Source organism: Mucilaginibacter pedocola (genome assembly GCF_002013915.1).
Lineage (GTDB): Bacteria > Bacteroidota > Bacteroidia > Sphingobacteriales > Sphingobacteriaceae > Mucilaginibacter > Mucilaginibacter pedocola.
The window spans coordinates 20398-44925 of sequence record NZ_MBTF01000038.1; the positions used below are offsets into that span (position 1 = coordinate 20398).

The window sequence follows — 24528 nt, forward strand, 5'->3', positions numbered from 1 at the left end:
TAATAAATTTAGTTAAGTTTATACTTTAAATTCCAGGCAACGCCACTGCATATGCCCGCAGCAGCCTTCCGGTTACCCAGCAAAAGCTGCCTTATTAGGCCTGCAGGCACCGAAATAGTTAAAAAAAACACTTTACTTATAAAGCCTTTAAAGCCAAAAACGTTGCGGCGTATAAATAGCAGCCGGTTACGGTTTTGGTAATATATCTTCAGGTTGCTAAGCTTACCTACGCTCATCGATTCTTTATGAAGTACCAGCGAACGAGGTTCGTACCATACCGTGAAACCGGCACGCTGCACATGTTCTGTATAATCGAGTTCTTCGTAGTATAAAAAAAACATTTCGGGCAAAAGGCCTACTTCGTCGATCACCCGCCGGTGTATGGCCATAGCGGCCCCATGTGCCAGGTGGGTTTGTTGCGGAGTATCATGTTGCCCACGGTCTTCCTCGCCCGAGCCAATGAATTTGCCCCGTGCAGTAAAAGAATTTATAGCTTCGCCGCCGGCATACTGTATAATATTGGGCGAATGGAAGTAGCGTATTTTAGGGCTTACAATACCAATTTTATGATGGAATGAGAAAAGATCAGCAACGGGTTCAATAAAGCCAGGAATAACCTCGGTATCGTTGTTCAAAAGGAACAGTATTTCGCCGCCTGCTGCCTCTATCCCACGGTTATTCCCTCCGGCAAAACCCTCATTAACAGTATTTTTTATAAGCTTTATGTGCGGAAAATCGTCTGCCAGGTAGCTGGCATCCTCTGTAGAGGCATTGTCTACCACTATAACCTCTACATTAGGGTAGGTTATATGCCCCAGCGATTTTAACAGTTCTGCGGTTACCGCCGCTGTATTGTAATTTACGGTGATAATAGAAACCAGCGGATATTGATCGGTATTTTTCATATTGGAGGTTTAGATGCCGCGGAAATGCCGGCCGTGTAATTTTTATCCCAACGATAGGCAAGCCATATTAAGGCAAGCCCCATAAAGCATACTACACCACTTGGTGCCTGCCCTAAAATTTGATTGCCGTAGCTTGCAAATGCAATACCTACAAAGCCCGATAAAAGTGCCATGGCCATTTGCCTCAACATTTTATTGTTCTTCATTTTAAACACCAGTACAGTGCCTGTTATAATACAGGTGAATATCATACCCAGATGGACCCACAAACCCACTACCCCCGTTTCTGCCCAGATCTTCACATACCAGCTATCGGTAGGAGTTTCGGCCAAAAAAGTACCGGGGTTAAACCTTTGCCCCCACGAACCGGCCGAGCCAATGCCACCGCCAATTGGCCTGGTAGCCAGGTAAACCTTAAACTTTTTTTGGTTTTCTATACGCACCTGCAACGAAGCATCATTAGGATCGAGCGCGCTACGCATGCGCTGCACCTGGTAATTGCCGGCACCCACAGCTGTAAACTTTAATAGGCAAAAGAAAACGCCTACAATACCAACACCTACCGACAAAATTTTGAAATTGCGAGTGAGAAACAGGTAAACCATTATACCCGACAGCGGCACAAAAAGCGCCCCCCGGGTACCCGAAATGGCCATCCCCCAAAAAAAGAATACCGCCAACCCCAGGTATAGCAACCGTATTTTTGGTTTGCATGGCCCCAAAGCAAGTATTAAACACACCAGCAATATATGCCCCATTGCTGCGCCGAACTGCCCGGCATCTGAGTAAAACGAAAATGCCCTTAGCCTGCCAAACAAAACGTGGGTTTTATAAGCCCCTGCATCCAGCCAAAGCTGTTCGTAGTGGTTAACGCCCAAGTAAAGTTGCTTCATAGCCCATAAGCATGCTATTACACTCCAAATTATCCAAATATTAAAAAAGGTTTGTAGTTGCTTTTGATCTTTAAATAGCAAGGTTGTTATAATAACCAACTGCACCATATAAAGCGCCACCCCTCTAACGGCATAAAACCATGCTAACGAACTGCGCGACTCGGGGTTCACAAGTTCCATAATGCAATAGATGGCCCAACCTGCAATAGCGTATACAATGGGGTTTTTAAGATAAATGGTGTCCCTCTTTCTGGCTTTAGCAAGGGCGGCTATGAGAGTGATCAATAAAAATACATCAATGGCAAGGCCGAAAGGCGCAGTTGAGTAACGCACCGTACCGTTTACGAAGAAGCCCAGGTTAAGTACCGAATAAAGCCCTATTATGGGTTTATTGAATACAATGGTAAGGTACCAAACCACAAATGGCAGGGCGCCAAGCGCACCGGCTGCTAAAAAACCGTATACAGCTATAACATAGCCTAACAATACAGCAAAAAATATTGCAAGGCTTATCTTTAATAAAAGCGATATACCGATGCGGTTTTTCATAATGCTACAGCGCGCTGCCTGATCTTTTGTATATGTATTAAAATGCCTTCTTTAACAAATGCACTTGCAGAGAACCCACCAAGTACATCTCGCAACTGAAACCAGCCAATTACAATACCTGCTAAAAAGGTAAGCATTGATACAGCTGCTATTCCGTACAAACCATACCCAAGTTTAACGGCTGCCACATCCAGCAACACATTGGTTATAAGCATTAAAATTACTTTTACGGTATTTTTTGCCGGGCGGTTAATTGCATCTAACATTAACCCGCAGTACCTGTCAATTGGTATAAGTGCAGCATAAAGGCAAAATACCTGCAATATTAACGCCGATTGATGGTACTTAGCCCCGCCAAGCAAAGCCACAATTTGCGATGGCATAAAAAAGAAAATAGCCAAAAGGGGGATGATAATAGCCATCAAAAAACCACATTGCCCGTAAAAAAAACGTTTCAATTGTGCTTGCTGCCCGGTATTCCATAAAGTAGTTGCCTGCGGTATAGCAACCGAAACGAAAGAACGCACCGGAATTTCAATTGCCTCGATAAGCTTTTGAGGAATAGCATATGTGGCAACCGCAGCAGGCCCAAGCCAAAGCGCAATGATGAATTGATCGGAACTGCGTAACAAACTGGCCGCTATCATGGTAACCATACTAAATTTACCATAGCCGGTGAGCATTTGGCGCTCGTGTTTCAGGCTGGTAAACCAGCGGCCAAATCGCAGCCAACCAAAACAAGCACCAATAAAACCGGTTAAAAACTGCAAAACCGCATACCATAAGGCTACTGTTTCAATATCGGCTTTTAGTAACCGTTGCAACGCTAAAAGTAAAGTGAATAATACCGGGAAAGCAAGCCTCACCACAGCCAGTTTTTTAAAGCTGCTATTGGCCTGTAATTGCCACTGTAATAACTGATTTGGCAACGCTGCAAGCAGCCAAATTGGGGTAAACTGCCGGGCAAGTGTAAACGCATTATCTCCCTGCTTCACAAAAAGCATAAAAGGCAAGGCCGCCACTACCATAAAAAGCGTAAAAATTAATATTAACTGCCAGGCTGCAGCCACCAGCTTAGCACGTTGCATTTTACTGCTCGCCACAACATAAAAACGTATGAAAGGTGTTTGTATGCAGCCGCTGCGTAATAACTCCAGCATGGTGTATACCGTAAGCAACATAAACCATTTGCCTGCATCGGTAACAGAAAAAAAACGCGCTATACATGCCAGGTTAACGAAACCTAAAACTGCCGCACCGCCATTAGAGAACAGCGACAGCGAAGTATTACCGATTATTATCTTCTTCATATTAGTATTCGCTTATTTCATGCAGCTTTTGCCGCCCTGTATTTTTCTATCAGATCCTGTAATTGCTCGGCGCGCGAATGCCAGTCAGCCTGTTTGGCCAAAGCTATACGGTGCAGTTTTTCTTGTACATCTGTTTCGGCAAGCGCCTGCTCCAGGCATCTTTTAAACTTCAGGGCATTATCAGCAAATAATATTGCCTCGTCTATTTCGCCGAGCGATGCAAAAGGCGTCATCACAACCGGCAAGCCCATGGCAAGGTACTCGTTTGCCTTCAACGGGTAAATTGCGGCTGTAAGGTGGTCGCACACATAAGGTATAATGCCGGCATCAAATTTATCAAGCAGGTAGGGCACTTCTTCGGGTGCAACAGGGGGGGCAAAAAACACATTATTAAATTTGGCCAACCGAGTTTTAACCGATTCATCTGAAACTTTGCCTATAAATGCGAAGGCAGTGGTGGGCATCGTTTTTATAACCTGTTCCAATAATGCCACATCTAAACGCCCATCAATATTACCGGTGTAGCCAACTATTTTATTGCCTCCCTGCCCGGCAAATAATTTGGTTGTTTGGTTATAAAAGGCATCAAAATGCACACCATTATTCACTACTTCTACAGGTGTATCGGCAACCTGCTTACGGGTTTTCAGTTCGGCAGAAGTTACAACCCCCAACCCGGCGTGCGAAAGGTATTCGGCTTCTTCCCTGCCGGCAAAACCTTTAAAATAGGGCACCCCGGTAAACTCATCATACATGTAAAATACTTTAAAGCCAACATTCTTTAACTTCCAGTAGTTGCCCAGGAAAGGTTGATAGGCGTTAAATTCTACCACATTGGCCATTTTAAGTTTGGCTATTGCCTTATTAATAAAATAGCCGGTGATGGCCGCATTAAGCTTATTTATGGCTTTAAATATTTTATAAGATGATGTTGCAAAAGCCGGTAAAACCGGCGGTAACGATAGTAGGTAAAGGCCATTTTCGCCATTACGTTCAATAGTTTGCAGGCGGCTTTTAAAGCCCAGCACGCGTTTCCAATCAAATTTCTTTTTACCTAAAACTGCTTTAAAGCAATCAGAAATAGAGTAAGCATAATCTACATATAAAACAAGATTGGTAGCAGCAAGGCACTTCATAAGTTCAACTGTGGAGCGCAGATACTCGCCCTGCCAGGCAGGCAAAGCACAGCATACTATGTGGTTTTGTTTTTGCATTATCGTAAGTTTAAGGTTACTATCTTTTTAATTTTCCTTCTTATCCAACTGCGCTGACGGGGCAACTCCCCTACCAGGTTGTCGAGGTTACTTTCATCGGTTTTTACTAGCCAGGTATAAAGCGGCGTGCCCGAGAGCGAGGCTTTTAATTTTGCCAATAGTTCTTTATCAACCGGCAGCCAGGTATCATTTGCGTTAACAACTACAAGGCCGGCGCAAGAATTTTGTGTAAGTGCAAGTGGAAGGCTGTGCTGCGCAAGGTTTGGAGCTACGTAGACAACCAGTTTAGCGTTTTGCGCCACACTACCGGCAATTTGCCCTATGTTACTAACATTTAATAAGGCTACCGAAGGTGTATAAGCAGTATAGTTAGAAACCGGTAAAGATCTTTCGAAGGCAGGCAGTTCTGAGGCAGGTACCACCCAATTAACAGGGCCAAATAACTCTTCAAAAAGGTTATTAAAAAGTGCGATATCCTGGGGTTGGTAGGCTTCGGCCTTATTGTGCAATAAAGTGAGCTGTGCCGAACCTTTTTCGGCCATAGATGCATTAATTAACGGAAGCAAAACATTTATCATTTGCTCGGCAAGAAGTTGCCTCAGCGAAGCGTTATATGCTGATGCCCAGCTTTCGTTCACAAGCACCGAAACGCCTGCTAAAGGTAAATGCACTATTTTTTTTGCCCTTTCGGGGGTACGTATGGATGAGTCCATTAACTCGCGGCCAATAATTGAACCCGCTGTTAAAATAAAACCAACCAAAAACGCAACCATTACAAGCAATACACGGGTAGATTTCTGCGCTTTTAAAGGCAAAAACGGTTTGTCTTGAATGGCGATATTTGAATTTAACGAAAGGTTATTTTGCCTCAACCTCGCCAGTTCCAGCCCGTGAAGGATCGATAAAAACTCTTTCTCATTTATATCTATCTGGCGCTCGAGCCTTTTAAGTGTTGAGCCAAGCGGAGCAAATTCATCAAAGTTCTTCTGGTATTCACGTTTTTCGCCACCCAGCACCTTTAAGCCTGCTTTTGCATTGCCGCTATTTACGGCATTATCAACCCATTCCTGCATCAGGCTGTTGCGAGGCACAGTTTCCAGCGTATAATTTAGGTTGTTATAATCTGCAGATGCCTGTTTTATAGAATCTTCCAGTGTTTGAGTTTGTGCGGTAAGGCGTTCTATTTTACTTTTATCGCCAAAAACCTTTGCGCGCTCTAAACCTGCACTGGCATCGCTTAACCGCTGCCTCAGGTCGATCAGCTTTGTACTGTTATCTATCTGTTTATCGCGCGAATGCAGCTTCTTCTCAACCATATCCATTCCATTTGCAGCTGCATTCTGCGCAATTTTTTGCCCATAAATTTCGCGATTGAGTTGTTCGTTCTCCTGGGCTATATAGCGTGTTTGCTCGTAATAGTTAATGATATGATGCTGCCTGCCAAACTCCTTCATCTCATCTTCCGAGCGTTGCAGCTTGGCTTTCACTTCGGCCAGTTTTGCTTCAAAATACTGTACAGCACTATTGGTTTGATCGCTTTTTAAGTTGCGGTAGTTTGCTGTAAATATCTCACTGTGTATTTGCAGGGTACGCTGGCAAACAGCAGGATCTGAACAATTGTAAACTATTTGTATAATATCGCTGGTGGTAATGCGGGTAACCACAAGATTCGCCCTCAGATCATCTATATTGTAAAATGAACCGGGTTGGTTCAACAGCGCTTCTATTTTATTGTCGGGGCTGGAGCTGTAAAGCTTTTGAATGTATGCGTATATAGCAGCGCTGTTTTTTAGTTGCTGCGCCTTGGCAAGCAACTCGTGCCCGGCTGCTTTGTGTAAGTTATCAAAACCATCGGCGCCTAACACTTTTGGATCTGGCTTTTGCAATGCCAAATGCTCTGCCAAAAGGCGCAACGCCACCTGCTCTATAGTTTCGCGCGATTTTGCCGAAGCAAGCAAGTTATCAAAAGCATTATTTACGGCAAAATAGTCGAGGCGTTCGTCTTCTGTGCTTGTTATAGAATAACCACTAGCTACACCTGTATACAAAGTAGTGAAGCTCGAATATTCTTTTTTTGCCTTTCGTGTTAAAACAAACACAGTGGTGGCACAAACTACCGGTATAATTAATAGCCAGGTGATGTGTTTTAGCAAAAGTTTTATGAAATGTACCATGGCTATTATTTGCGCATTAATTGTGGAACAGATACACCAACCACAGGCTCTACTTGATAATAAGCTATGGAAAATTCGCGTTTGGCTTCTTCATAGTCGGCGCGGGCATTTACCTCAAATGTTTTAAGGCGAGAAAGTTCTGCAATGTCTATAACCCCATCTTTAAATTGCTTTTGAGCAACAGCCACCTGATTTATAGCAGATTGCTTGGCCTCGCTGCGGATATTAAGGACGTTGTTATAATACAAAAGGCTATAATAAAGCTGAATTACATTCTTCCTTAATTCCTGGATAGATTCATCGCGTTTATCAACTGTTGAGTTTAGCTGGTATTTATACAGGTTCACCCTTGCTTTACGGCCAACCAATTCGTATAAGGGTAGGTTTATTTGTACGCCCATACGGTAACCATTGGTTATGTTTGATGATGAAAGGTTACCGGCGGTTTGGCTATCAGAAGTAATGATACTTTGGTTGCCGGATGAATAGTTAACAAAGCCGGTGATGTTGTTTGTCCAAACGCGTTTGCTAAACTCCAGCTGCGATTTTGCCGCCTCTATGAGGTCGCTTTGAAACTTTACCGATGGCGAGTTTTTTACGGCAATATCTAATATATCTTCGAGAGGAAGCAGTTGGCTTTGCAGGTCTTTTTGCTCATCGGGCAATTCTGTGGGCGCAGTTTTAGCATTATTGGTTTGCCCGATCGCTTGGCCACCGAACAACATTAAGCTAAATGTTGCCAGTGCCATAATTTTAAGAGCTTTGATAATTTGCATTTTGTTTTTGGAATGATTTATTGATCTGATAGGCTAAAACGAAAAAGCGTACCAAAGCAAAAAATCAACACAAAATGCTCATTATCAACAATTTAAAATTGAAAACCTTATGCCATAATTCTAAAAGCAAGAATATTTTCCAAAATATAGAAAATGTAAGCTAAAGGGAATGCCCCGTTCATAACAACCTGGGCGATATAGCCCTATAGTGAATAAGCTAAGCCAGGTATTTCTTTAATTTAAGGAAAAAATCGTCGGGATTAAAGGGCTTAGTTACGTAATCCTGCATGCCCACCTCTAAAACTTTGTCGCGCACGTTGCTGGTAGCCGATGCCGTAAGCGCAATTATGGGTGTAGTTTTATTAAACTCTCTAATTTTTAGAGTGGCCGAGTAACCATCTAACACCGGCATTTGCAGATCCATTAGTACGAGGTCGCAATCGCGTTCTTTTAATATATCTATAGCAATGGCCCCGTTATCGGCAATTTCTACTTGCGCGTTCCAACCTTCTATTAACTGTGTTGCGTATAATACATTAAACAGGGTATCTTCAACCAAAAGTATTTTCTTGTTTTTCAGGTCGTAAGTTAATGCATCATCCTCCGCGTTTACCTGGCGCTCTTCAGGGTCGAGTTCCAATTCAAGTGTAAAATAAAACGTAGACCCTTTACCTACTACCGAAGCAACTTTTATATCGCTATTGAGCAAGTTTAATATACGTTTAGTAATAGCAAGGCCCAGCCCGGTTCCTCCGTATTGCCTTGTAATAGAAGTAGAGGCTTGCATAAACGGCAAAAATATATCGTTGAGCTTGTTGGCTGCAATGCCTACCCCGGTATCGTCTACCGCAATTTGCACTAAGGCGCTTTCTGCCCGCAGTTCTTTAAGCGTTACGTTAACTTTAATAAGCCCCCTTAATGTAAATTTTACTGCGTTAGAAATAAGGTTATTCAACACCTGCCCTAATCTTAATGTATCGCCAATAAAGGCCTTGGGCATATGCTCATCAATATAGATCTCGATCTTGTTCTCGCGCTCATTTGCTGCATTGGTGTTGGCGTTTACAAGTTCGTTAACAAGCTTTTCGATATTGAACGGCGCTTCCTCCAAATCAAGCTTTCCGGCTTCTATCTTGTTAAAATCAAGTATATCATTTATCAGTACCAACAGGTTATCTGCCGATGTTTTTAGAGTAGTAAGGTTGTGAACCTGATCGGTGCGGGGATGGTTTTTTAAAAGTAGATGCCCCATACCGATCACCGCGTTGAGCGGTGTTCGTATCTCGTGACTAATAATAGATAGAAATTCAGATTTGGCCCTATTGGCGGCTTCTGCTTGTTCTTTAGCCAGTAACAACTGCTGTTCTGTTTCTTTCCGTTTTGTTATTTCCTGATTAAGAATTTCTAAAATCGCCAGTATGTCGCCGTCAACTTCACCACTTTCGCCTGCATCATCGTCTTTGATATGATACAACGTATTCTTCAGCTTTTCTATCGATAGCTTTTTAAGGTCGCTCTCCTTTTTTAGCTGCGCATTTATTTCGGCGAATTCCTGCTCGCTTATCATGAAGGCATGGTCAGACAATTCCTTGTCTTTGTCGAACGCTTCGTATGAGTCGTTCACTGCTTCTAAAAATCGCTCAAAGTCGGGATGGGCCAGCAACTCTGTGTTGCCGTACTTTTTAAGTTGCCGGTTTAATAACTTATGATAGTTCATGTGGGGGAATATCTTCGTTAAAGGTAGTAATGGTCATGGTTTGATTGTGCAACTGGCATTGCCCGTTTTGCTGCAAGGGTGATATTTCGCCGTACGAATAAAAGCCTCCCAGCAGCGTTTCGGGGCCAAATATTTCTTTTATTGCCTCTACTTCCTCATCGATCCTTTTACCTAAAATAAGCTTGCGGCCTACGCAGCTTATCAGCAGCGCAAACTGAGGGTTGCCATGTTTTATTGACCGTAACTGGCCTGCTGTGTTAACTGCTGCAGTTGTAGCAGCATCAATAAGCTTATCAAAATTGGCTTTCATAAACCTGATGTATGACCCTTCGGGTATATCGCCGGCGAATGTCATACTTTGTTCGGCATTATCTATAGACAATATGGTACGCACAACACTATTATCGGTTCCGGCAGATCTTACATACAGCGGAAACAGCAGCGCAGAGCCGGGCAGATCGTCGGCATAGCGGCCAAGGTATTGTTTGTAAAGGCCCAGCGCACTCTTTCCGTCTATTTCGTATAAATGGTTCTCGCGCGACCTTGTAACAATTTTTTCGGGGCCAAATATTTCCCACCCACCTAAAGAGCCGTGCCCAATCTCAAGAGCATCGCCATAAAAACCAACGGCAACAACGTTACCCACAGCAGGCGCCTGGTTAAGGCCAACTAATGTATAGTTAAATTTATCAGCGTCGCCGGCCAGGCCACCGGTAACCGGTATTTTATTAATATTAACGTCCTCAATGCCTTTAACCAATTGGCTGCCGTTTACCAAGCCCCCGTCTGAGATCAACAACACATAGGCCAGCCCTGCTGTATTAAGGTTGTTAAACAGCTTTTTGCCCACATCATAACTGTTCGGGAAATCGTTTACGTTAACATTTACGGCTTTTATTGCAGTTTTTTCAAACTCTAAAGCAACTACAGAAACAGTGCCATCGCTTACTGCGCTATCGTAAATTTCGCCCGAGGTAGAGCATGTAACAATATTTGCATTAGGATATACGGTTAACAATTTATTATGGATGCCATCGGTTAATAGCAAGTTTTTATCGCCAAAGGCCAATACAAGCAAACTTGTGCTATTATTACTAACCACTCCGGAACTCTCAATAAATCTTCCGTCCTTATACAACTGTTGGGCTACTTTCATATTATTAAATTAATCGGGGTATTCGGTTTTCATTTGTTTTATAACTATATCCGTTATAGCTTCTGCCTCGCTAATTAATTCGGCAAGGCCAACGTTCTCAGTTCTTTCTTTCCCTATATTTTCGATGGACTTTACTACTTGTTGCAATTTAGCTATCTCCAAATTTTCGATACTTGGCTTTAGTTGATGCGCTATAGCCCCCATTTTCACCAGATCGTTGTTGTGGTAAGCTGAAACCATATCAGCCACGAGGCCCGGTGTTTGCGAGCAAAAAATATCAACCATACGTTTTACAAATGCCTCGTTACCTCGGCTTATCTCTTTAAGTTTATCCAGGTTATACAATTTCATCTCAAAGTGCAGTTTTTCTCCAAAAAACCAATCATTTATTGTTCTTAAAAATTCGGTTTCTTTAAAAGGTTTCGTAATATAATCATTCATGCCCGCTGCAATGCACTTTTCGCGTTCTCCTTTTATCGCGGCAGCTGTTAAAGCTATAACAGGTAGTTGATAGCCACGCTCCCGTATTGTGCGGGTAGCATCAAGGCCGTTCAAAACGGGCATTTGTACATCCATTAATACAACATCAGGCCGTTGTTGTTCTATCATCAACAGGGCTTCCTGTCCGTTTTGCGCTGTAATTACCGTCCCCCCGTAATTTTGCAGTATAATACTCGCAACCAAACGGTTTAGTTCATTATCATCGGTAACAAGCACCTTTTTCCCTGTCAAAAACCCAGGGGCAAAGCAATCGCTATTTTTTTGCGGCAAGTGCTTCTGGCTTCCGTGGCGCAGCTCCAATACAATGGTAACTTTAGTGCCGTAGCCTTTGCGGCTGGTAACTTTAATATCGCCGTTCATTAAAGCCAAAAGTTCTTTGCAAATACTCATGCCTAAACCGGTACCACCGAACTGCCTGGCCATCGATTCGTATTCCTGGCTAAATTTCTCGAAAAGTTTCTCCACAAAGGCCTGTTCCATGCCAATGCCTGTATCTTCTACTACTATTTCTATTAACTGGCTATCATACTTTTCTTGCAGCAAATTGCAGGTTAGCGAAACAGTACCCTTTTGAGTAAATTTCACTGCATTACTCAGTAGGTTTATAATTACCTGGCTTATACGGTACGGATCGCCAAGCAGAACGGGCCTAATGCTTGCCGGTGGTGTATTTATACATAAGTTAAGGCCTTTCTCTTCTGCCTTATGTGCTATTACCTGGCCAACTTGCGATATTACTTTATGCAGTTCGAAACCTATCTCTTCAATTGCAAGTTTTCCCGCCTCTATCTTGGAAAGATCCAGGATATCATTGATGATCACAAGCAAGGTATCTGAAGCAGAAAGAATAGTATTTAAGTAAAATTGCTGCTGAGCTGTTAGCGTTGTTTTAACTAACTGGTTACTCATGCCTAATATAGCATTCATGGGGGTACGTATCTCGTGGCTCATATTAGCCAAAAAGGCATCCTTTGCCTGAGCAAGTTGCTCAGCCTTTACGCGTGCGGCCACCAGTTCGGCCTCTTGTAACTTCTGGTTTGTAATATCCAGATGAATGCCCATCGAGCCAATCAGTTCGCGCTTATCGTTATACCTTGGTGCGCCGCTTATTAACCACCATCTTTTTCTACCGGCCTTGTCTTGTACTTCAAGTTCGTAAGCATCAGAAATTCCGCGCTCACGCTTCAGCTTTTTTTCTGCCAATATCTCGTCATGGCCGTTCGATAAAAATAGTTTTCCGGCATCTTTTCCCATTAGCTGTTCCTGCGTGTAGCCGCTCATATCGCAAAAGCTTTGGTTGGCATAAGTTGCCATTCCATTGCGGTCAACCTCAAGCAGGCCCAGGTTCATGTTGGCAATTATATTGCGGTACTTTTCTTCGTTGGCCCGCAAAGATGCCTCTATGGTTTTACGTTCGGTAATATCCTTCATATAGCCGGTAAATACCTTGGAGCCATTTTGCGATATATAAGAAAATGATGAATGAACCGAGTGCCATTTTGGCTTTTGTCCCGGAATAAATATCTGCGACTCGTCGTAAAAAGGCTGTAGCGTTCTTTTGCTCTGTTGATTTTTCTCCCTGATACGTTCCATATCTGCCGGCTGCACATAAGCACCATAATTCATAAAGTTTGCAGCACTTATTCCAAATACACGCTCAACGGCGGGGCTTACGTAACGCAAACCCTCGGTACCATCAGCTCTGAATTCGTATTCGTAAATTACGCCGGGGATATTTTCCGACAACGATTTGAACTGTTTAACCCTTTGCTCTAACTCTATCTCGGTTTGTTTAATAAGCGTTATATCAGTATGGGTACCAATGGTTTTAAGCGGCAGGCCTTTTTCGTTGTGCTGCAATACTACGCCTTTATCCAACACCCATTTAATGGTACCATCGGCATGCAGTATTCGGTATTCGAGGTTATGTGAGCGTATACTACCAGTTTTATATTGATGGTAATTAGTTTTAAGCAGATCGAGGTCCTCGTGATGTACATTTACCCACCAGCCCATCCTATCGCTACCTTCGGTATTGCCTTCCGCCCAAAGCTCATCTGTTGATTTATAGAAATTGGTTTTACCCGTGGTAAAATCGTGCTCCCATACATTATCGCCTATTTTTTCGAGGGCGAGTTTAAATTGCTCTTCAGACTCCCTAATGCGGCTCTGCACCTGTTTCTCGGCGGTAACATCCTCTTCGAGCGCAAAAAAGCCGGTTAGTTCTCCGTTGTCGTTGGTAATTGGCTGCCCCTGTATACGCAACCAATAGGGACTGCCCGATCGGTTATAGTTAAGTATCTCCGTACTGAATGGTTGCCCGCTGCTTATTTGATTTTTTAAATACGCTATGGTTTCTTTGTCGGTATCGGGCCCCTGCAACAAATGCCCGGGCTTGCAGCCCAAAGCTTGGGCAGCGGTGTACCCGGTAATAGTTGTGAAACTTTTATTAACCCATGTTATAACACCTTCTTTGTCGGTAATAATAACGGCATTAATGTTATTCTCGGCGATCTGCGAAAGCACTTTCAACTTCTCGTCCCGGTCTTTTTCCCGGCTAATATCTTCAACTACAGCAAAATACTCCAGTTCGCCGGCCGTATTTTGAAAGCTTTGCCCGCGCACTCTTCCCCAAAACCATGTACCGTTTTTACGGTAATGTATGAGCTCTTTATCGAAAGAACTGCAAACACCAATGGCTGCGGCTATCTCAATAAGTATAGCATTGTCGGTTAAAGGGCCGCTACAAAAATCAAGTGTTTTTTTACCCAACACCTCTTCTACAGTATACCCGGTAAGCTTGCAAAAACTTTGGTTAGCCCATAACACTTTTCCCTGCGCATCATTAAATAATACGCCGTTATCATTTGCACTGGCTACTAACGACAGGCGCGCAAACTCCTGCCGCGCTTTTTTTGCACAGGTTATTTCGCGGCCATAAACGTTAAAAAATATCTGCCCGGGTAAATACCGGCAAACAAATGAGTATTCGTTTCCGAGCGCAGAGACCTCGAAAGAGAAATTATCGGCAGTGTAATTGCCTTGTTCGGCAAAATAGCGCCAAAAGTCAGCTATAGGATAGATGGCCCCATTGAATACAAACTCATTTAACAGCGCGGCGGCGGGGTTACAGCTTAAAATGTTACCGCCTACCCCTATACAAAATAGCGGATCTGGATTTTGCTCCGTAAGCAGCGCATAGCCGTTTGTTTCAAAATCTCCCTTACAGGGTAAAGTGTCTACTTGCATTGGTGATCGGTGAACGTAATTGATTATCAGATCAGGCCATTATTAATTGCCCCACCTGGTATAATCAAAATCGTACCACGAATCTTTATATATTTAAATACCTGAAAATCAAATATTTAAAAAACAAAACAACAAAAATGATTTCTATTTTTTGGAAAATTTTCTAAAAAATAGAAATTATAAAATCTAAGACAGTTCTTTGTCCTGCATCATTTTATAAATAGTGCTCTTACCGATATCCAGCATGGCGGCCGTAATGGCAATATCGTTATTGTTTTTTTTAAGGTAAAACTTAATAATATCGCAAGTGTAAGCACGCAAGGTTTTTTGCTCAGATAAAAATTCGTCTTCGCGTTTAATAGAGTTAAAGGTTATATCGTCGGCTTTAATCTCGTTATCGTCGCACATTACAGCAGCCAGGTCAATAACAGCTTTCAGTTCACGTACGTTTCCCGGATAATTGTACTTCAACAACTTACTTTTTGCTTCCTGGCTTATATTTATAGACCCCATTTTATTTTGCCTGGCAAATTCATCAACAAAAAATTTAGCCAAAATCAGTACATCATTATTGCGGTTACGCAAAGGGGGCAATTCAATAGGTAAACCCATAAGCCTGTAGTAAAGGTCTTCCCTAAATTTTCCGTTCTTTACGGCCTCGGCCAGGTTTTGGTGTGTGGCGGTTATCAAACGTATATCAAGCTTTACTTTTTCGTTCCCGCCTATCCTTACAACTTCGCGTTCTTGTAAAACACGCAACAGTTTGCTTTGCACGGCAAGGTCAAGTTCTGCTATCTCGTCTAAAAAAATTGTACCTCCATTGGCATCTTCGAACTTACCGCTTTTGCGTGCAAGGGCGCCCGTAAAAGCTCCTTTCTCGTAACCGAACAATTCGCTTTCTACAAGATCTTTAGGTATAGCTGCCATATTAACGGGTACAAAGGTACCCTTGCGCCTGTCGCTATTGTAATGAATGGCCTTTGCCACCACCTCTTTACCCGTACCTGTTTCGCCCGTTATAGATACGTTGATGTTTGTTTTGGTAGCTTTCTCCATCATCCCAAAAATACGCTTGAGAGCATCGCTTTGCCCGATAAGTGTTTTTTCGAACGAGAATTTCTGCCGCAATTCTTCCTTCAAATGTATAACCTCGTTTTTTAAGGTTTGCGTTTCGCGTATCCTTATAATACTGTTCCACAGCAGATCCTTGGCCGCTTCGTCTTTCACCACATAATCGCTTACTCCCATCTTAAGCAGGTTTACAGCTACGGTAATATTTTGTTGCGAACTAACTACAATTACCGGTACCGTGGAATTTACTTCCCTTATTTTTTGGTAAAGCCTGTCGCCCGGCATATCGGGCAGCGAGAAATCAAGAGTAATAAGATCCGGCTGAAGGTACAGGTTATTCAAAACATCTTTTGCGTTCTCAAAACGCGTTACTCTGTAATCAGGGTTCAGGCTAAAATGGTATTCAAGGATCTCGCCATACCATCGGTCATCTTCCACAATAAAAATATTATAGGCGCTCATTTTATAATGGTTAGTTGCAGTTTAATTATACGCAATACACTCCAAATAGTTGTACAAAAAGCCTGTGGCTATTGCCTTATAAGCGCCAATATCGGTTTTTCTATTTTAGAATTTTTTCCAATAAAAAGAAATTGGCACAAATAAACAAACTGAAAATCAAATACTTAGCCAAGTGGCATATTAGTGGCATATGTGGATTTCAGTATTCACAATATAATCTAAAAATATGTTACTCGATTCAACTTTACTCAAAACACTCGAGCCTGATGAAACAAGCAACAGGCTGAAGATAGCCATTGAAGTGCAACGCATTTTCAGGCCGCATAAACATGGTATGGACGTGGTTGCCCAGGAATTGCTTAAGCGGTTGCCAATGGAAGAAGATAATATTGACTACCATGTAATGGTAAAAAGAGATTCGGACAAATGCATAAGCACTACCCAAAACAGAATAGTGCATATGTTAAGAAAGGCACCCTACTTTATTTGGGAGCAGTATTTATTACCTAAAGCCTGCACCAAAATAAAAGCTGATATTTTGCACTGCACTGCTAATACAGCCCCTTTAAATACCAACCTGCCTTTGATACTTACCCTGCACGATGTTATTTTTTTAGAGCAAAACAACTTTAAGTCGCATGCAAGCTGGTATCAACGCCTGGGTAATGTATACCGCAAACTTTTGGTTGGCCGTATAGCAAAAAAAGCGGTAAAAGTGATCACTGTATCGGCTTTTCAAAAACGATTAATTGTAGAAAAACTGGGTATACCCGCCGAGAAAGTAGAAGTAATACATAATGGAGTTGACCCGCATTTTTTTGATAAACTGAGCACCGAAACGCTTAACCGTACACTTAAACGATATGGCGTGCAAAGAGGCTACGTGTTTTTTATGGCCAATACCGATCCGCGCAAAAATACGGAGGGTGTGCTTAACGCATACGCTAAGCTATTGAAATTAAACGCATTTACACCCAAGTTGCTTATGAAAGGCATTTCTGCAGCCCATTTGCACAAATTACTTAAACAGGAGGACCTAATGTGGCTTAAAGGATATATCGACCTGGTTGATTACATACCACAAGCCGACCTTCCGGCCATTTACCAGGGTGCCAGCATGTTGTGGTTTCCTTCTTTTAGCGAAGGGTTTGGTTTGCCAATAATCGAAGCTATGGCCAGCGGAACACCGGTGGTAACATCATCAGTATCGTGCATGCCAGAGATAGCCGGCGATGCAGCTCTGCTTGCCGACCCACATAAACCAAATGAAATTGCTACTGCTGCATACCAAATACTCAACCTGCCATTGCTGGCCTATAAATTATCAAAAGCAGGGCAAAGGCGTGCCGCAGCATTTAGCTGGGACGCAACTACCCGGAAAACAGTGGCTATTTATCACGAAATAGAGAAAGCGATATAATTATGAACTTCAAAGCAAAAATATCGGCCAAGTTAGCGGTGTTAGCCAACGATTATTATGGCCGCCCCGCTCAAAATACAGCCGAGCGCCTGAATATTTATAAGGTGTTCTTTTGGGCAATGTTAAGGTATATGCTTATAGACATACCGAATGCCCGCATAAGGCTTCGCAATTGCACAATTGGTAAAATGGTAACCGTAAAAGGCAATTTGCTGGTAAACGCCAAGGGAAGAATTTTTATAGGTAATAATTGCCGTATTTGGTCGCACATAGGGCGCACGCAAATATCTGCGGGCCCGCGGGCTTTGATAGATATTGGCGACAATACTTTCATTAATACGGGCGCTGTAATTTCATCCAGAAAATGCATCCGCATTGGTAGCAACTGCCATATAGCCAACGATGTAGTAATTATGGATGATGACTTTCACGATGTAGCCTCGCATACTACCAACTCGGGGGCACAAACCATTTTCATAGGCAACAACGTATGGCTGGCTACGCGTTGTATTGTGCTAAAAGGGGTAAGTATAGGCGATGGCGCAGTTGTAGCTGCCGGCGCTGTTGTTACTAAGGATGTACCGCCTTATACCCTTGTAGGCGGCGTGCCTGCCAAACCTATCAGAAATATTAAACCTGTTGAACAAACTTTTTAAACTATAACATCATGAACTTAACAGCCAAAATTAAATCGAACCCACGCTTAAAAGCTATAGTACATAAACTTATAGTGACCGACGCCCGCCCGCGCCTTTGGGTTAGGCTATTTGCCGCACCGTTTTTTCATAAACGCGGTAAAAACTCGATCATTAGGCCAAGTGCAAGGGTGGATATATTCCCCTTCAACAAGTTTTCGGTTGGAGCGAACGCCACAATTGAAGATTTTAGCACTGTTAACAATGGCGTTGGCGATATTATAATTGGCGACCACGCCAGGGTTGGCCTTGGCAGCGTGCTTATTGGCCCGGTAACTATGGGCAACCAGGCTATAATGGCGCAAAATGTGGTATGCAGCGGGCTAAACCACGGTTACCAGGATGTTACTTTACCCATACGTATGCAAAAAGTAACAACCGCCCCCATTGTTATTGAAGATGAGGCCTGGATAGGCGCCAATGCGGTAATAACTGCCGGAGTTACCATTGGCAAGCATAGTGTGGTGGCGGCAGGTGCCGTAGTTACCAAAAGCGTACCGCCTTACTGTGTTGTAGCAGGTAATCCGGCTAAGATCATAAAACGGTACAATTTTGAGGAAAAAGAATGGCAACGTGTAGCAGCACAAAAAACTACGAACCTAAGGGATGCGGTATTAGCGTAGGGTAGCAGGTAAATATTAATTACAACAGGGCTCTACCTCCGGTCGGCAGGTATGGTTACTATGTTTATCCAAAATTCTTCAATTTTAGCCACTGCTTTTATAAAATCGTTTACATCAATCGGCTTGGTTATATAGCAGTTAACATGCCCTTTGTAAGCTGCAACTATATCATGCTGAGATGATGATGTGGTAAGCATAATTACCGGTATTTGCTTGTATTTATCGTGGGTTTTAAGGAATGCCAGCACCTCGTGCCCGCTTTTTTTGGGTAAATTAATATCAAGTAAAACCAGGTCGGGCCTTGGCGTGTCGGTTGTTAATTCCTCAAAATAATCCATGGCTGCTTTGCCATCTTTTAAAACGGTTATATCATTTATAATTTTACTATCCTCAAGGGCCTCTTTTGTTAACAGGATGTCGCCCTCATTATCTTCAACCAGCAAAATATGTATTGGTGTCATGGCCTGTTGTTTTTTAAAATGGTGAAATAAAATGTGGTACCCAGCCCGGGCTTCGATTCGAGCCATATCTTACCACCCATGCTATCGATAATTTTCTTGGAAACGGCCAGCCCCATTCCAGTGCCCGAGTATTCATCCTTGTTATGCAATCGCTGAAATATGATAAATATCTTTTCGAAATATTCATCTTCGATACCAATACCATTATCTTTTATCTTAAAACGCCAATGCATGGCATCTTCCACGCAACTTATTTCAATAATAGGCGACGGGCCGCCAGGTTCCGTATATTTCAAGCTGTTACCTATCAGGTTCTGGAATATTTGCCTAAGGCTTGTTATATAAGTATTGAGCACAGGCATCACGCCCACCTTAACCTCGGCGTGCTTTTCTTCTATTTTTTTTCTGAACAATATCAAAATATCCTGCAACAGGATGTTGACATCCACTATTTCAAGTTTATCTTCCAGTTTACCTACGCGCGAAAACTCCAACAGGTCTAAAATAATCTGACGCATACGCTTTGCACCGTCAACAGCAAAGTAAATGTACTGTCGCCCTTTATCGTCGAGCACCGTGTTGTATTTACGCTCGAGCTGGCTTAAAAAACTGGTGACCATACGCAACGGCTCCTGCAGATCATGCGAGGCCACATAGGCAAATTGCTCCAATTCGGCGTTTGAAATGGCGAGATCCTTGGCCTGTTTCTGTAAGTTCTTATTTAGCTCAAGTAGTTTTATACTATACAACTTCCTGTCGGTAATATCTTTGAAATATACTGATAGCCCCATCTCTGATGGGTAGGCGCTTACTTCATACCACTTTTCCAGCGGGGGGTAATAATCTTCAAAATGAACCGGGCTTTGGCGTTCAATGGCCGCCTTGTAATGTTTGTACGACTCAGAACCTATGGCCTCGGGAAACACCTGCCAAATATTTTTATCAAGTACTTCCTGCCTTTGTTTTCCCAGCACAATTTCAGCCACCTTGTTCCAATACGTAATTATCCAATTTCTATCGATAGCAAAAAAAGCATCGCCAATGCTTTCCAATATGGTATTCTTCTCGTTAAGAGTTTGCTGTATCTGCATCTGTGCTTTCTTCCGAACGCTTATGTCCTGGCAACTCCCATAAAGCCTTACACAAATACCGCCGGTAAACTCAGCATCGCCGATGATCCTAACCCATTTATTTATACCCGAGGGAGATACCACTTCCAGTTCTTCGTCCCATTGTTCGCCATTCTGAATAGCGTTTTGCACAACTTCAACTGCCTTATTGCGGCTTTCACCCTCCTTATATAAGGATATGCCTAACTCCAGCGTAGGTTCAAAATCAGCTTCAACTTCTAATATCTCTTTGGTAATAGCCGACCAATAAACAGACCCGCTTACGAGATCCAACTCCCAACTTCCTATTTTTGCCAGGTTGGTTGCCTTTTTCAATAGGTCTTCCAGTTCCTTCTTGTCCGTGATATCCTTTGCTACACAGAATATCAGCCCTTCTCCCGTCATAGGTGTTGTAGACCACGATAACCATTTTATTTTCCCACCTTTGCTTAAGTATCTGTTCTCTACATAAAGGTTTTCATTTATTGCGGCAAAGCTATCTAATAATCCCATCGAGAATGTTCGGTCTTCCGGATGCATAAAATCAAAAAAAGGCCTTTCCAACAATTCTTTCTCGGTATAATCAAGCAATTTGCATAATGCAGGGTTTATTTTTTTAAAATAGCCATCTAAACCAACTATGCATATCACATCGGGCGCAAATGTTACTAACTGGTTTAACTCCTGCTCCAATTGTTTTCTTCTAATTTCGGCACCAAAATACCTGCTAAAATTACTGAACAGGTCCACCAGGCCCATAGCCGGCTGCTGGTCACGATCCATCATCAACAACAAAATACCGATTACTTCTCCGTTGCAATCCAATGGTACGGCGTAAGTTCGTTTTAACCCGCATTGCCGTGCCATTGCTGCACGCATAAAATCACCATCATCACCAGTATGGTTCCAATACATCAATTGCCCGTTGGCCCAGCATTTACCCGGGAAACCCTCATTGTAATTAAAACTCCGGGGCTGTGAGCTATCGTTTAAAAACCTCTCCAGTTTACCCCCTCGTTCGCAGTGGTTTACTGCCAGTTTTACCTTTTTCCTTTCGCGGTCTACCAACCAAAACTCAGCCAATACAAAATCTCCGTAAGCTGCTATTCTTGCCAATACAATTTTAAGCGTATCCGATAACGGGGCATCCTCGCTAAAAATAAGGCTTGTTTCGGCCAATAGTTCTTTCTGCAGGTCTTCATTCTTCTTTTTGCTTATATCGCGTTCTACGGCAACCCAGTGGGTGTACCAGCCCTTATCGTTGGCTACGGGTACTATTGATATGTTCACCCAAAACTCGTCGCCATTTTTTTTGTAGTTAATCGTACTTATTTCGCAAGGTTCCCATTTTTGCATACTTGCTTTAAGCCGGTCAAGCTCGGCCCGCTTAGTTTTTGGCCCCTGAAACATTCTTGGGGTTTGGCCTATAACCTCCTCAGGCGTGTAACCCGTCATCTTAGTAAAGGCCTCATTAACATATATAATGCGCGGCCCGGGCTCATCAAACGGCTCGGCCTCGGTTACTAAAATAGAGTCTGATGTATTGGTGATTACCGATTCAAGTAGTTTAAGGTGTTTTTCTTCCTTTTTACGTTGCGTAATATCCCTTATAAAAATAGAGAGGCCATTGCCCGTTGGGTAAATACGGTTCTCGTGCCATAAGCCAAGATGCTCCTGGTAGTCTTCATTTTGCACAAACTCCTTTTTTGCAAAGGCACCCTGTATGGCATAAAAAGTTGGTGAACCTACCGCATTTGGAAAAACCTCCCACACGTTTCGGCCTACAAGCGTTTGGGGATCTACCTCTATCATTTTACCTAATTGCTTGTTTGCATAGGTATAGCACATGTTCTCGTCCAGCCCTATAAAGCCATCGGTTATGCTATCTAAAAGGTGCTCTACCTGCTCAGTCTGCTTCTTTAACGCCTCCTCAGCCAATTTCACCTCGGTTATATCATATATCAACGAATAGAAGCCGTTGACCGCTCCGCCTTGCAGATCGGGAACATATTGTGTGTAGGTATATATTTTTTTACCATCGCGCCTTATCAAAGTTCGTTCAAAGCTTTGCGGTGTACCCCTAAGTACGTTGTTGATATGTTCTTCGTGCGCAGTAAATTCTTTCTTGCCTAATAGTACTTGTTTATGTATACCATGTACCTCGTGAGGTTTTTTTTGAAACCAATCCAACAGGCCTTTATTGGCAAACAGACACTGAAGATCGGATGTCCAGTATGCTATGATAGCGGGGAGATTATCGGTGATGGTTTTAATAAAGCGGCCGTTCTCCATTACTTTTTCGTGCCGGATTTTCCGCTCGGTGATATCGCTCCTAATGGCCACATATTGGTAAGGCTTTCCCTTATTGTTCAAGAAAGGTACTATTGTAGTATCAACCCAATAAAAGCTACCGTCTTTGGCCTTGTTTTTTAATTCCCCTTTCCAAATACTGCCATTAGCTATGGTGGCCCACAACTGCTTTATAAAATCTTTATCATGATAACCCGAGTTAATGATACGATGGTCATTACCTATCAGTTCGTCTCGCGAATATTTCGAAATCCTGCAAAAATTCTCGTTAACGTGGGTTATAATACCCTTTTGATCGGTTATAGCAACTATAGCCGCCTCATCCAAAGCGTATTTATAATCTGTTAGTTCGTGAACGGTTCGGTTAAGCGCTTCTTCGATGTTTTTTTGTTCAGTTACATCTATAAAATTACAAACTATGCCCGCCACATCTTCATCGTCCAACATGTTCGTAAAAACACACTCCAGCCAAATATAATACCCCTCAAAATTCCGCGTGCGAAAAACCGCCTTCACGGGTTGCGCGGGGTAGGCGAATACCTTTTCAAAAGCTTCTTTAACAAGGGCAAGGTCTTCCGGATGAGTGAAGTTATCGATCATACCCTCGGTACCGCCGGTTAAATCCCAGCCGCTTATACCCCGTGCAGAAGGGCTACGGTATATTATTTTAAGGTTTTTATCCAGCAGCGTTATCCCCGAATAGCTATTCTCAATGAGTTTCAAAAAAAGACGATTTTCTCCCTCTAAAACCGTTTTCGAATGGTTTTCGTAAGTATTTTCATTAGCGCCGGGCTCAATCATATTACGTTGGTTTAAGGACCGGGGGGCTCCTGTGTTTAAGGTTTAAATAAAGTTACCAATTAGTATGTGTATTGCGTAGTTAAAACAACCGCAACTGAATGTTTTTTTGTTCATTTTGTTCATTTTATCACATGGCGCAATAATTTACATTTTCACGAAACTGCCACATTGCATTTGAAACTTCTATGCGTTATAAATAGGCTTATGGAGGCGTGCCGCTCATAAAATAACCGGCGAAATGCTGTTAAGAAAACGCATTATCCGCTCTTTCCATTTTAAGTTCTGAATTAGCCAAAAAGTTAAAGATGATACTAAATGTTCGATTGTAAGCCCTAACTCCAGAGTTTATGTAAACTGGCGTAAACAAACTTATATTGTCACGCTTCCCTTTAACGTCCTGACCCTTATAACACTTTAAATGATTCAAGTCTGCATAATTTCAAGGCTTGTCATTAAGGTCAAAATGGATTAGTTGCTTATCGATAGTTTGCAGTTGCTCATTTTGTTGCTCAAGGATTGCTTTGTATTCGTTCTTTAATTTTGCGAAGTCGTCATTATCTATTTTCCGTCCAGAAAATATTCCGTAGCTTTCAAAGTTGAGCCTCACGCCGCGAGATCTCATTAAGCAAAACCTTCCTCTCATCCACACATTCTTTTCGCTGGTAAAAATGTTCTCGTCTTCCAAAACGAGATCAAATAGCTCGCGGACCTCCGGTCGGAGTCAAAATGCATTTAGCATTTGTTCCTAGTTAATATTCAACATTTCAGCTCGGAACCGGCCCTCGCATTTATTTCCCATGCAATGATAATACGAGTATTTCGAACGTTTTCCCTGCGAAACGCTGCCAGTAATTCTCCCTCCACACCAGGGACAATCTGGATACAAAGAGAAACTTAAATAAAAAACTAGGAAACGTTTAAGTATCTGGTCTTATGGATAATGTTAGAAGGTCAAAATAATCATATCACTAAAGGAAACGAAAGCAAAAAATGCCAGCTTACTTTTGATTCTTCAGCCTCATCAGAAGAACTTGACGCTAAAGAAATAGATTTGATTACCCCGAAAAAATTACTTAAATTAGTAACATAAGCATTCGCGGCAATTGAATGATTTGGCAGGTGACCTATTCGG

At 42.5% G+C, this 24528-nt stretch carries 16 protein-coding genes; 3 read left to right on the plus strand and 13 right to left on the minus strand.

Annotated features, from left to right (window positions below; genetic code table 11):
* Nucleotides 1-8: 8 nt before the first annotated feature.
* The 10 genes from BC343_RS27955 to BC343_RS28000 form a co-directional block, all read right to left on the minus strand.
* Nucleotides 9-905: a glycosyltransferase family 2 protein gene (locus BC343_RS27955; protein WP_078351119.1), complete on the minus strand. Its 897-nt coding sequence runs from the start codon at nucleotides 903-905 to the stop codon at nucleotides 9-11.
* Complete coding sequence (locus BC343_RS27960) at nucleotides 902-2347, minus strand: O-antigen ligase family protein (protein WP_202909878.1); 1446 nt, start codon at nucleotides 2345-2347, stop codon at nucleotides 902-904. Before BC343_RS27960 ends, BC343_RS27955 begins: the two co-directional genes overlap by 4 nt.
* Nucleotides 2344-3657 carry a lipopolysaccharide biosynthesis protein gene (locus BC343_RS27965; protein ID WP_078351120.1) on the minus strand — a complete coding sequence of 438 codons (1314 nt, stop codon included), beginning with the start codon at nucleotides 3655-3657 and terminating at the stop codon, nucleotides 2344-2346. Before BC343_RS27965 ends, BC343_RS27960 begins: the two co-directional genes overlap by 4 nt.
* 17 nt (nucleotides 3658-3674) lie before the next feature.
* Nucleotides 3675-4871 carry a glycosyltransferase gene (locus BC343_RS27970; RefSeq protein WP_078351121.1) on the minus strand — a complete coding sequence of 399 codons (1197 nt, stop codon included), beginning with the start codon at nucleotides 4869-4871 and terminating at the stop codon, nucleotides 3675-3677.
* Entirely contained in the window at nucleotides 4871-7045 is a 2175-nt protein-coding gene (locus tag BC343_RS27975) for a GumC family protein (RefSeq protein ID WP_078351122.1), read from the minus strand. The genes BC343_RS27970 and BC343_RS27975 overlap by 1 nt, the downstream gene beginning before the upstream one ends.
* 5 nt (nucleotides 7046-7050) lie before the next feature.
* Nucleotides 7051-7794, minus strand: coding sequence for a TolC family protein (locus BC343_RS27980; RefSeq protein ID WP_162276961.1), 744 nt, complete (start codon nucleotides 7792-7794; stop codon nucleotides 7051-7053).
* 244 nt (nucleotides 7795-8038) lie between these two features.
* Nucleotides 8039-9538, minus strand: coding sequence for a response regulator (locus BC343_RS27985; RefSeq protein WP_078351124.1), 1500 nt, complete (start codon nucleotides 9536-9538; stop codon nucleotides 8039-8041).
* Entirely contained in the window at nucleotides 9525-10694 is a 1170-nt protein-coding gene (locus BC343_RS27990; RefSeq protein WP_078351125.1) for an FIST signal transduction protein, read from the minus strand. The genes BC343_RS27985 and BC343_RS27990 overlap by 14 nt, the downstream gene beginning before the upstream one ends.
* 9 nt (nucleotides 10695-10703) lie before the next feature.
* Nucleotides 10704-14444, minus strand: coding sequence for a PAS domain-containing hybrid sensor histidine kinase/response regulator (locus BC343_RS27995; protein ID WP_078351126.1), 3741 nt, complete (start codon nucleotides 14442-14444; stop codon nucleotides 10704-10706).
* 186 nt (nucleotides 14445-14630) lie between these two features.
* Nucleotides 14631-15977 (minus strand): sigma-54-dependent transcriptional regulator, encoded by a 1347-nt coding sequence (locus tag BC343_RS28000; RefSeq protein WP_078351127.1) that lies wholly within the window; start codon nucleotides 15975-15977, stop codon nucleotides 14631-14633.
* A gap of 226 nt (nucleotides 15978-16203) precedes the next feature.
* On the opposite strand from BC343_RS28000, the gene BC343_RS28005 reads away from it, so the two are divergent.
* From BC343_RS28005 to BC343_RS31905, 3 genes are read left to right on the plus strand one after another with little or no spacing between them, the layout of a single operon-like run.
* The gene (locus tag BC343_RS28005) at nucleotides 16204-17397 is read left to right on the plus strand and encodes a glycosyltransferase family 4 protein (protein ID WP_078351128.1); all 1194 of its coding nucleotides are present in this window, start codon (nucleotides 16204-16206) and stop codon (nucleotides 17395-17397) included.
* A gap of 2 nt (nucleotides 17398-17399) precedes the next feature.
* The gene (locus BC343_RS28010; protein ID WP_078351129.1) at nucleotides 17400-18053 is read left to right on the plus strand and encodes an acyltransferase; all 654 of its coding nucleotides are present in this window, start codon (nucleotides 17400-17402) and stop codon (nucleotides 18051-18053) included.
* Nucleotides 18054-18064: 11 nt separating this feature from the next.
* Complete coding sequence (locus BC343_RS31905) at nucleotides 18065-18715, plus strand: acyltransferase (protein WP_078351130.1); 651 nt, start codon at nucleotides 18065-18067, stop codon at nucleotides 18713-18715.
* A gap of 32 nt (nucleotides 18716-18747) precedes the next feature.
* Here BC343_RS31905 and BC343_RS28020 read toward each other — a convergent pair whose 3' ends face one another.
* The 3 genes from BC343_RS28020 to BC343_RS28030 form a co-directional block, all read right to left on the minus strand.
* Nucleotides 18748-19176 (minus strand): response regulator, encoded by a 429-nt coding sequence (locus tag BC343_RS28020; RefSeq protein ID WP_078351131.1) that lies wholly within the window; start codon nucleotides 19174-19176, stop codon nucleotides 18748-18750.
* Entirely contained in the window at nucleotides 19173-23318 is a 4146-nt protein-coding gene (locus BC343_RS28025) for a PAS domain S-box protein (protein WP_162276962.1), read from the minus strand. Before BC343_RS28025 ends, BC343_RS28020 begins: the two co-directional genes overlap by 4 nt.
* 517 nt (nucleotides 23319-23835) lie before the next feature.
* On the minus strand, nucleotides 23836-24081 hold the full coding sequence (locus BC343_RS28030; protein ID WP_143822391.1) for a hypothetical protein: 246 nt from the start codon (nucleotides 24079-24081) through the stop codon (nucleotides 23836-23838).
* Nucleotides 24082-24528: the final 447 nt, after the last annotated feature.

Excerpts from the sequence above, each read along its gene's own strand:
- BC343_RS28020 (WP_078351131.1), bottom strand. The coding sequence starts at position 19,176 with ATGACACCAATACATATTTTGCTGGTTGAAGATAATGAGGGCGACATC.
- BC343_RS28010 (WP_078351129.1), top strand. The coding sequence starts at position 17,400 with ATGAACTTCAAAGCAAAAATATCGGCCAAGTTAGCGGTGTTAGCCAAC.
- BC343_RS27990 (WP_078351125.1), bottom strand. The coding sequence starts at position 10,694 with ATGAAAGTAGCCCAACAGTTGTATAAGGACGGAAGATTTATTGAGAGT.
- BC343_RS27985 (WP_078351124.1), bottom strand. The coding sequence starts at position 9,538 with ATGAACTATCATAAGTTATTAAACCGGCAACTTAAAAAGTACGGCAAC.
- BC343_RS27995 (WP_078351126.1), bottom strand. The coding sequence starts at position 14,444 with ATGCAAGTAGACACTTTACCCTGTAAGGGAGATTTTGAAACAAACGGC.
- BC343_RS31905 (WP_078351130.1), top strand. The coding sequence starts at position 18,065 with ATGAACTTAACAGCCAAAATTAAATCGAACCCACGCTTAAAAGCTATA.
- BC343_RS27955 (WP_078351119.1), bottom strand. The coding sequence starts at position 905 with ATGAAAAATACCGATCAATATCCGCTGGTTTCTATTATCACCGTAAAT.
- BC343_RS27970 (WP_078351121.1), bottom strand. The coding sequence starts at position 4,871 with ATGCAAAAACAAAACCACATAGTATGCTGTGCTTTGCCTGCCTGGCAG.
- BC343_RS28000 (WP_078351127.1), bottom strand. The coding sequence starts at position 15,977 with ATGAGCGCCTATAATATTTTTATTGTGGAAGATGACCGATGGTATGGC.
- BC343_RS27960 (WP_202909878.1), bottom strand. The coding sequence starts at position 2,347 with ATGAAAAACCGCATCGGTATATCGCTTTTATTAAAGATAAGCCTTGCA.
- BC343_RS27965 (WP_078351120.1), bottom strand. The coding sequence starts at position 3,657 with ATGAAGAAGATAATAATCGGTAATACTTCGCTGTCGCTGTTCTCTAAT.
- BC343_RS28005 (WP_078351128.1), top strand. The coding sequence starts at position 16,204 with ATGTTACTCGATTCAACTTTACTCAAAACACTCGAGCCTGATGAAACA.
- BC343_RS27980 (WP_162276961.1), bottom strand. The coding sequence starts at position 7,794 with ATGGCACTGGCAACATTTAGCTTAATGTTGTTCGGTGGCCAAGCGATC.
- BC343_RS27975 (WP_078351122.1), bottom strand. The coding sequence starts at position 7,045 with ATGGTACATTTCATAAAACTTTTGCTAAAACACATCACCTGGCTATTA.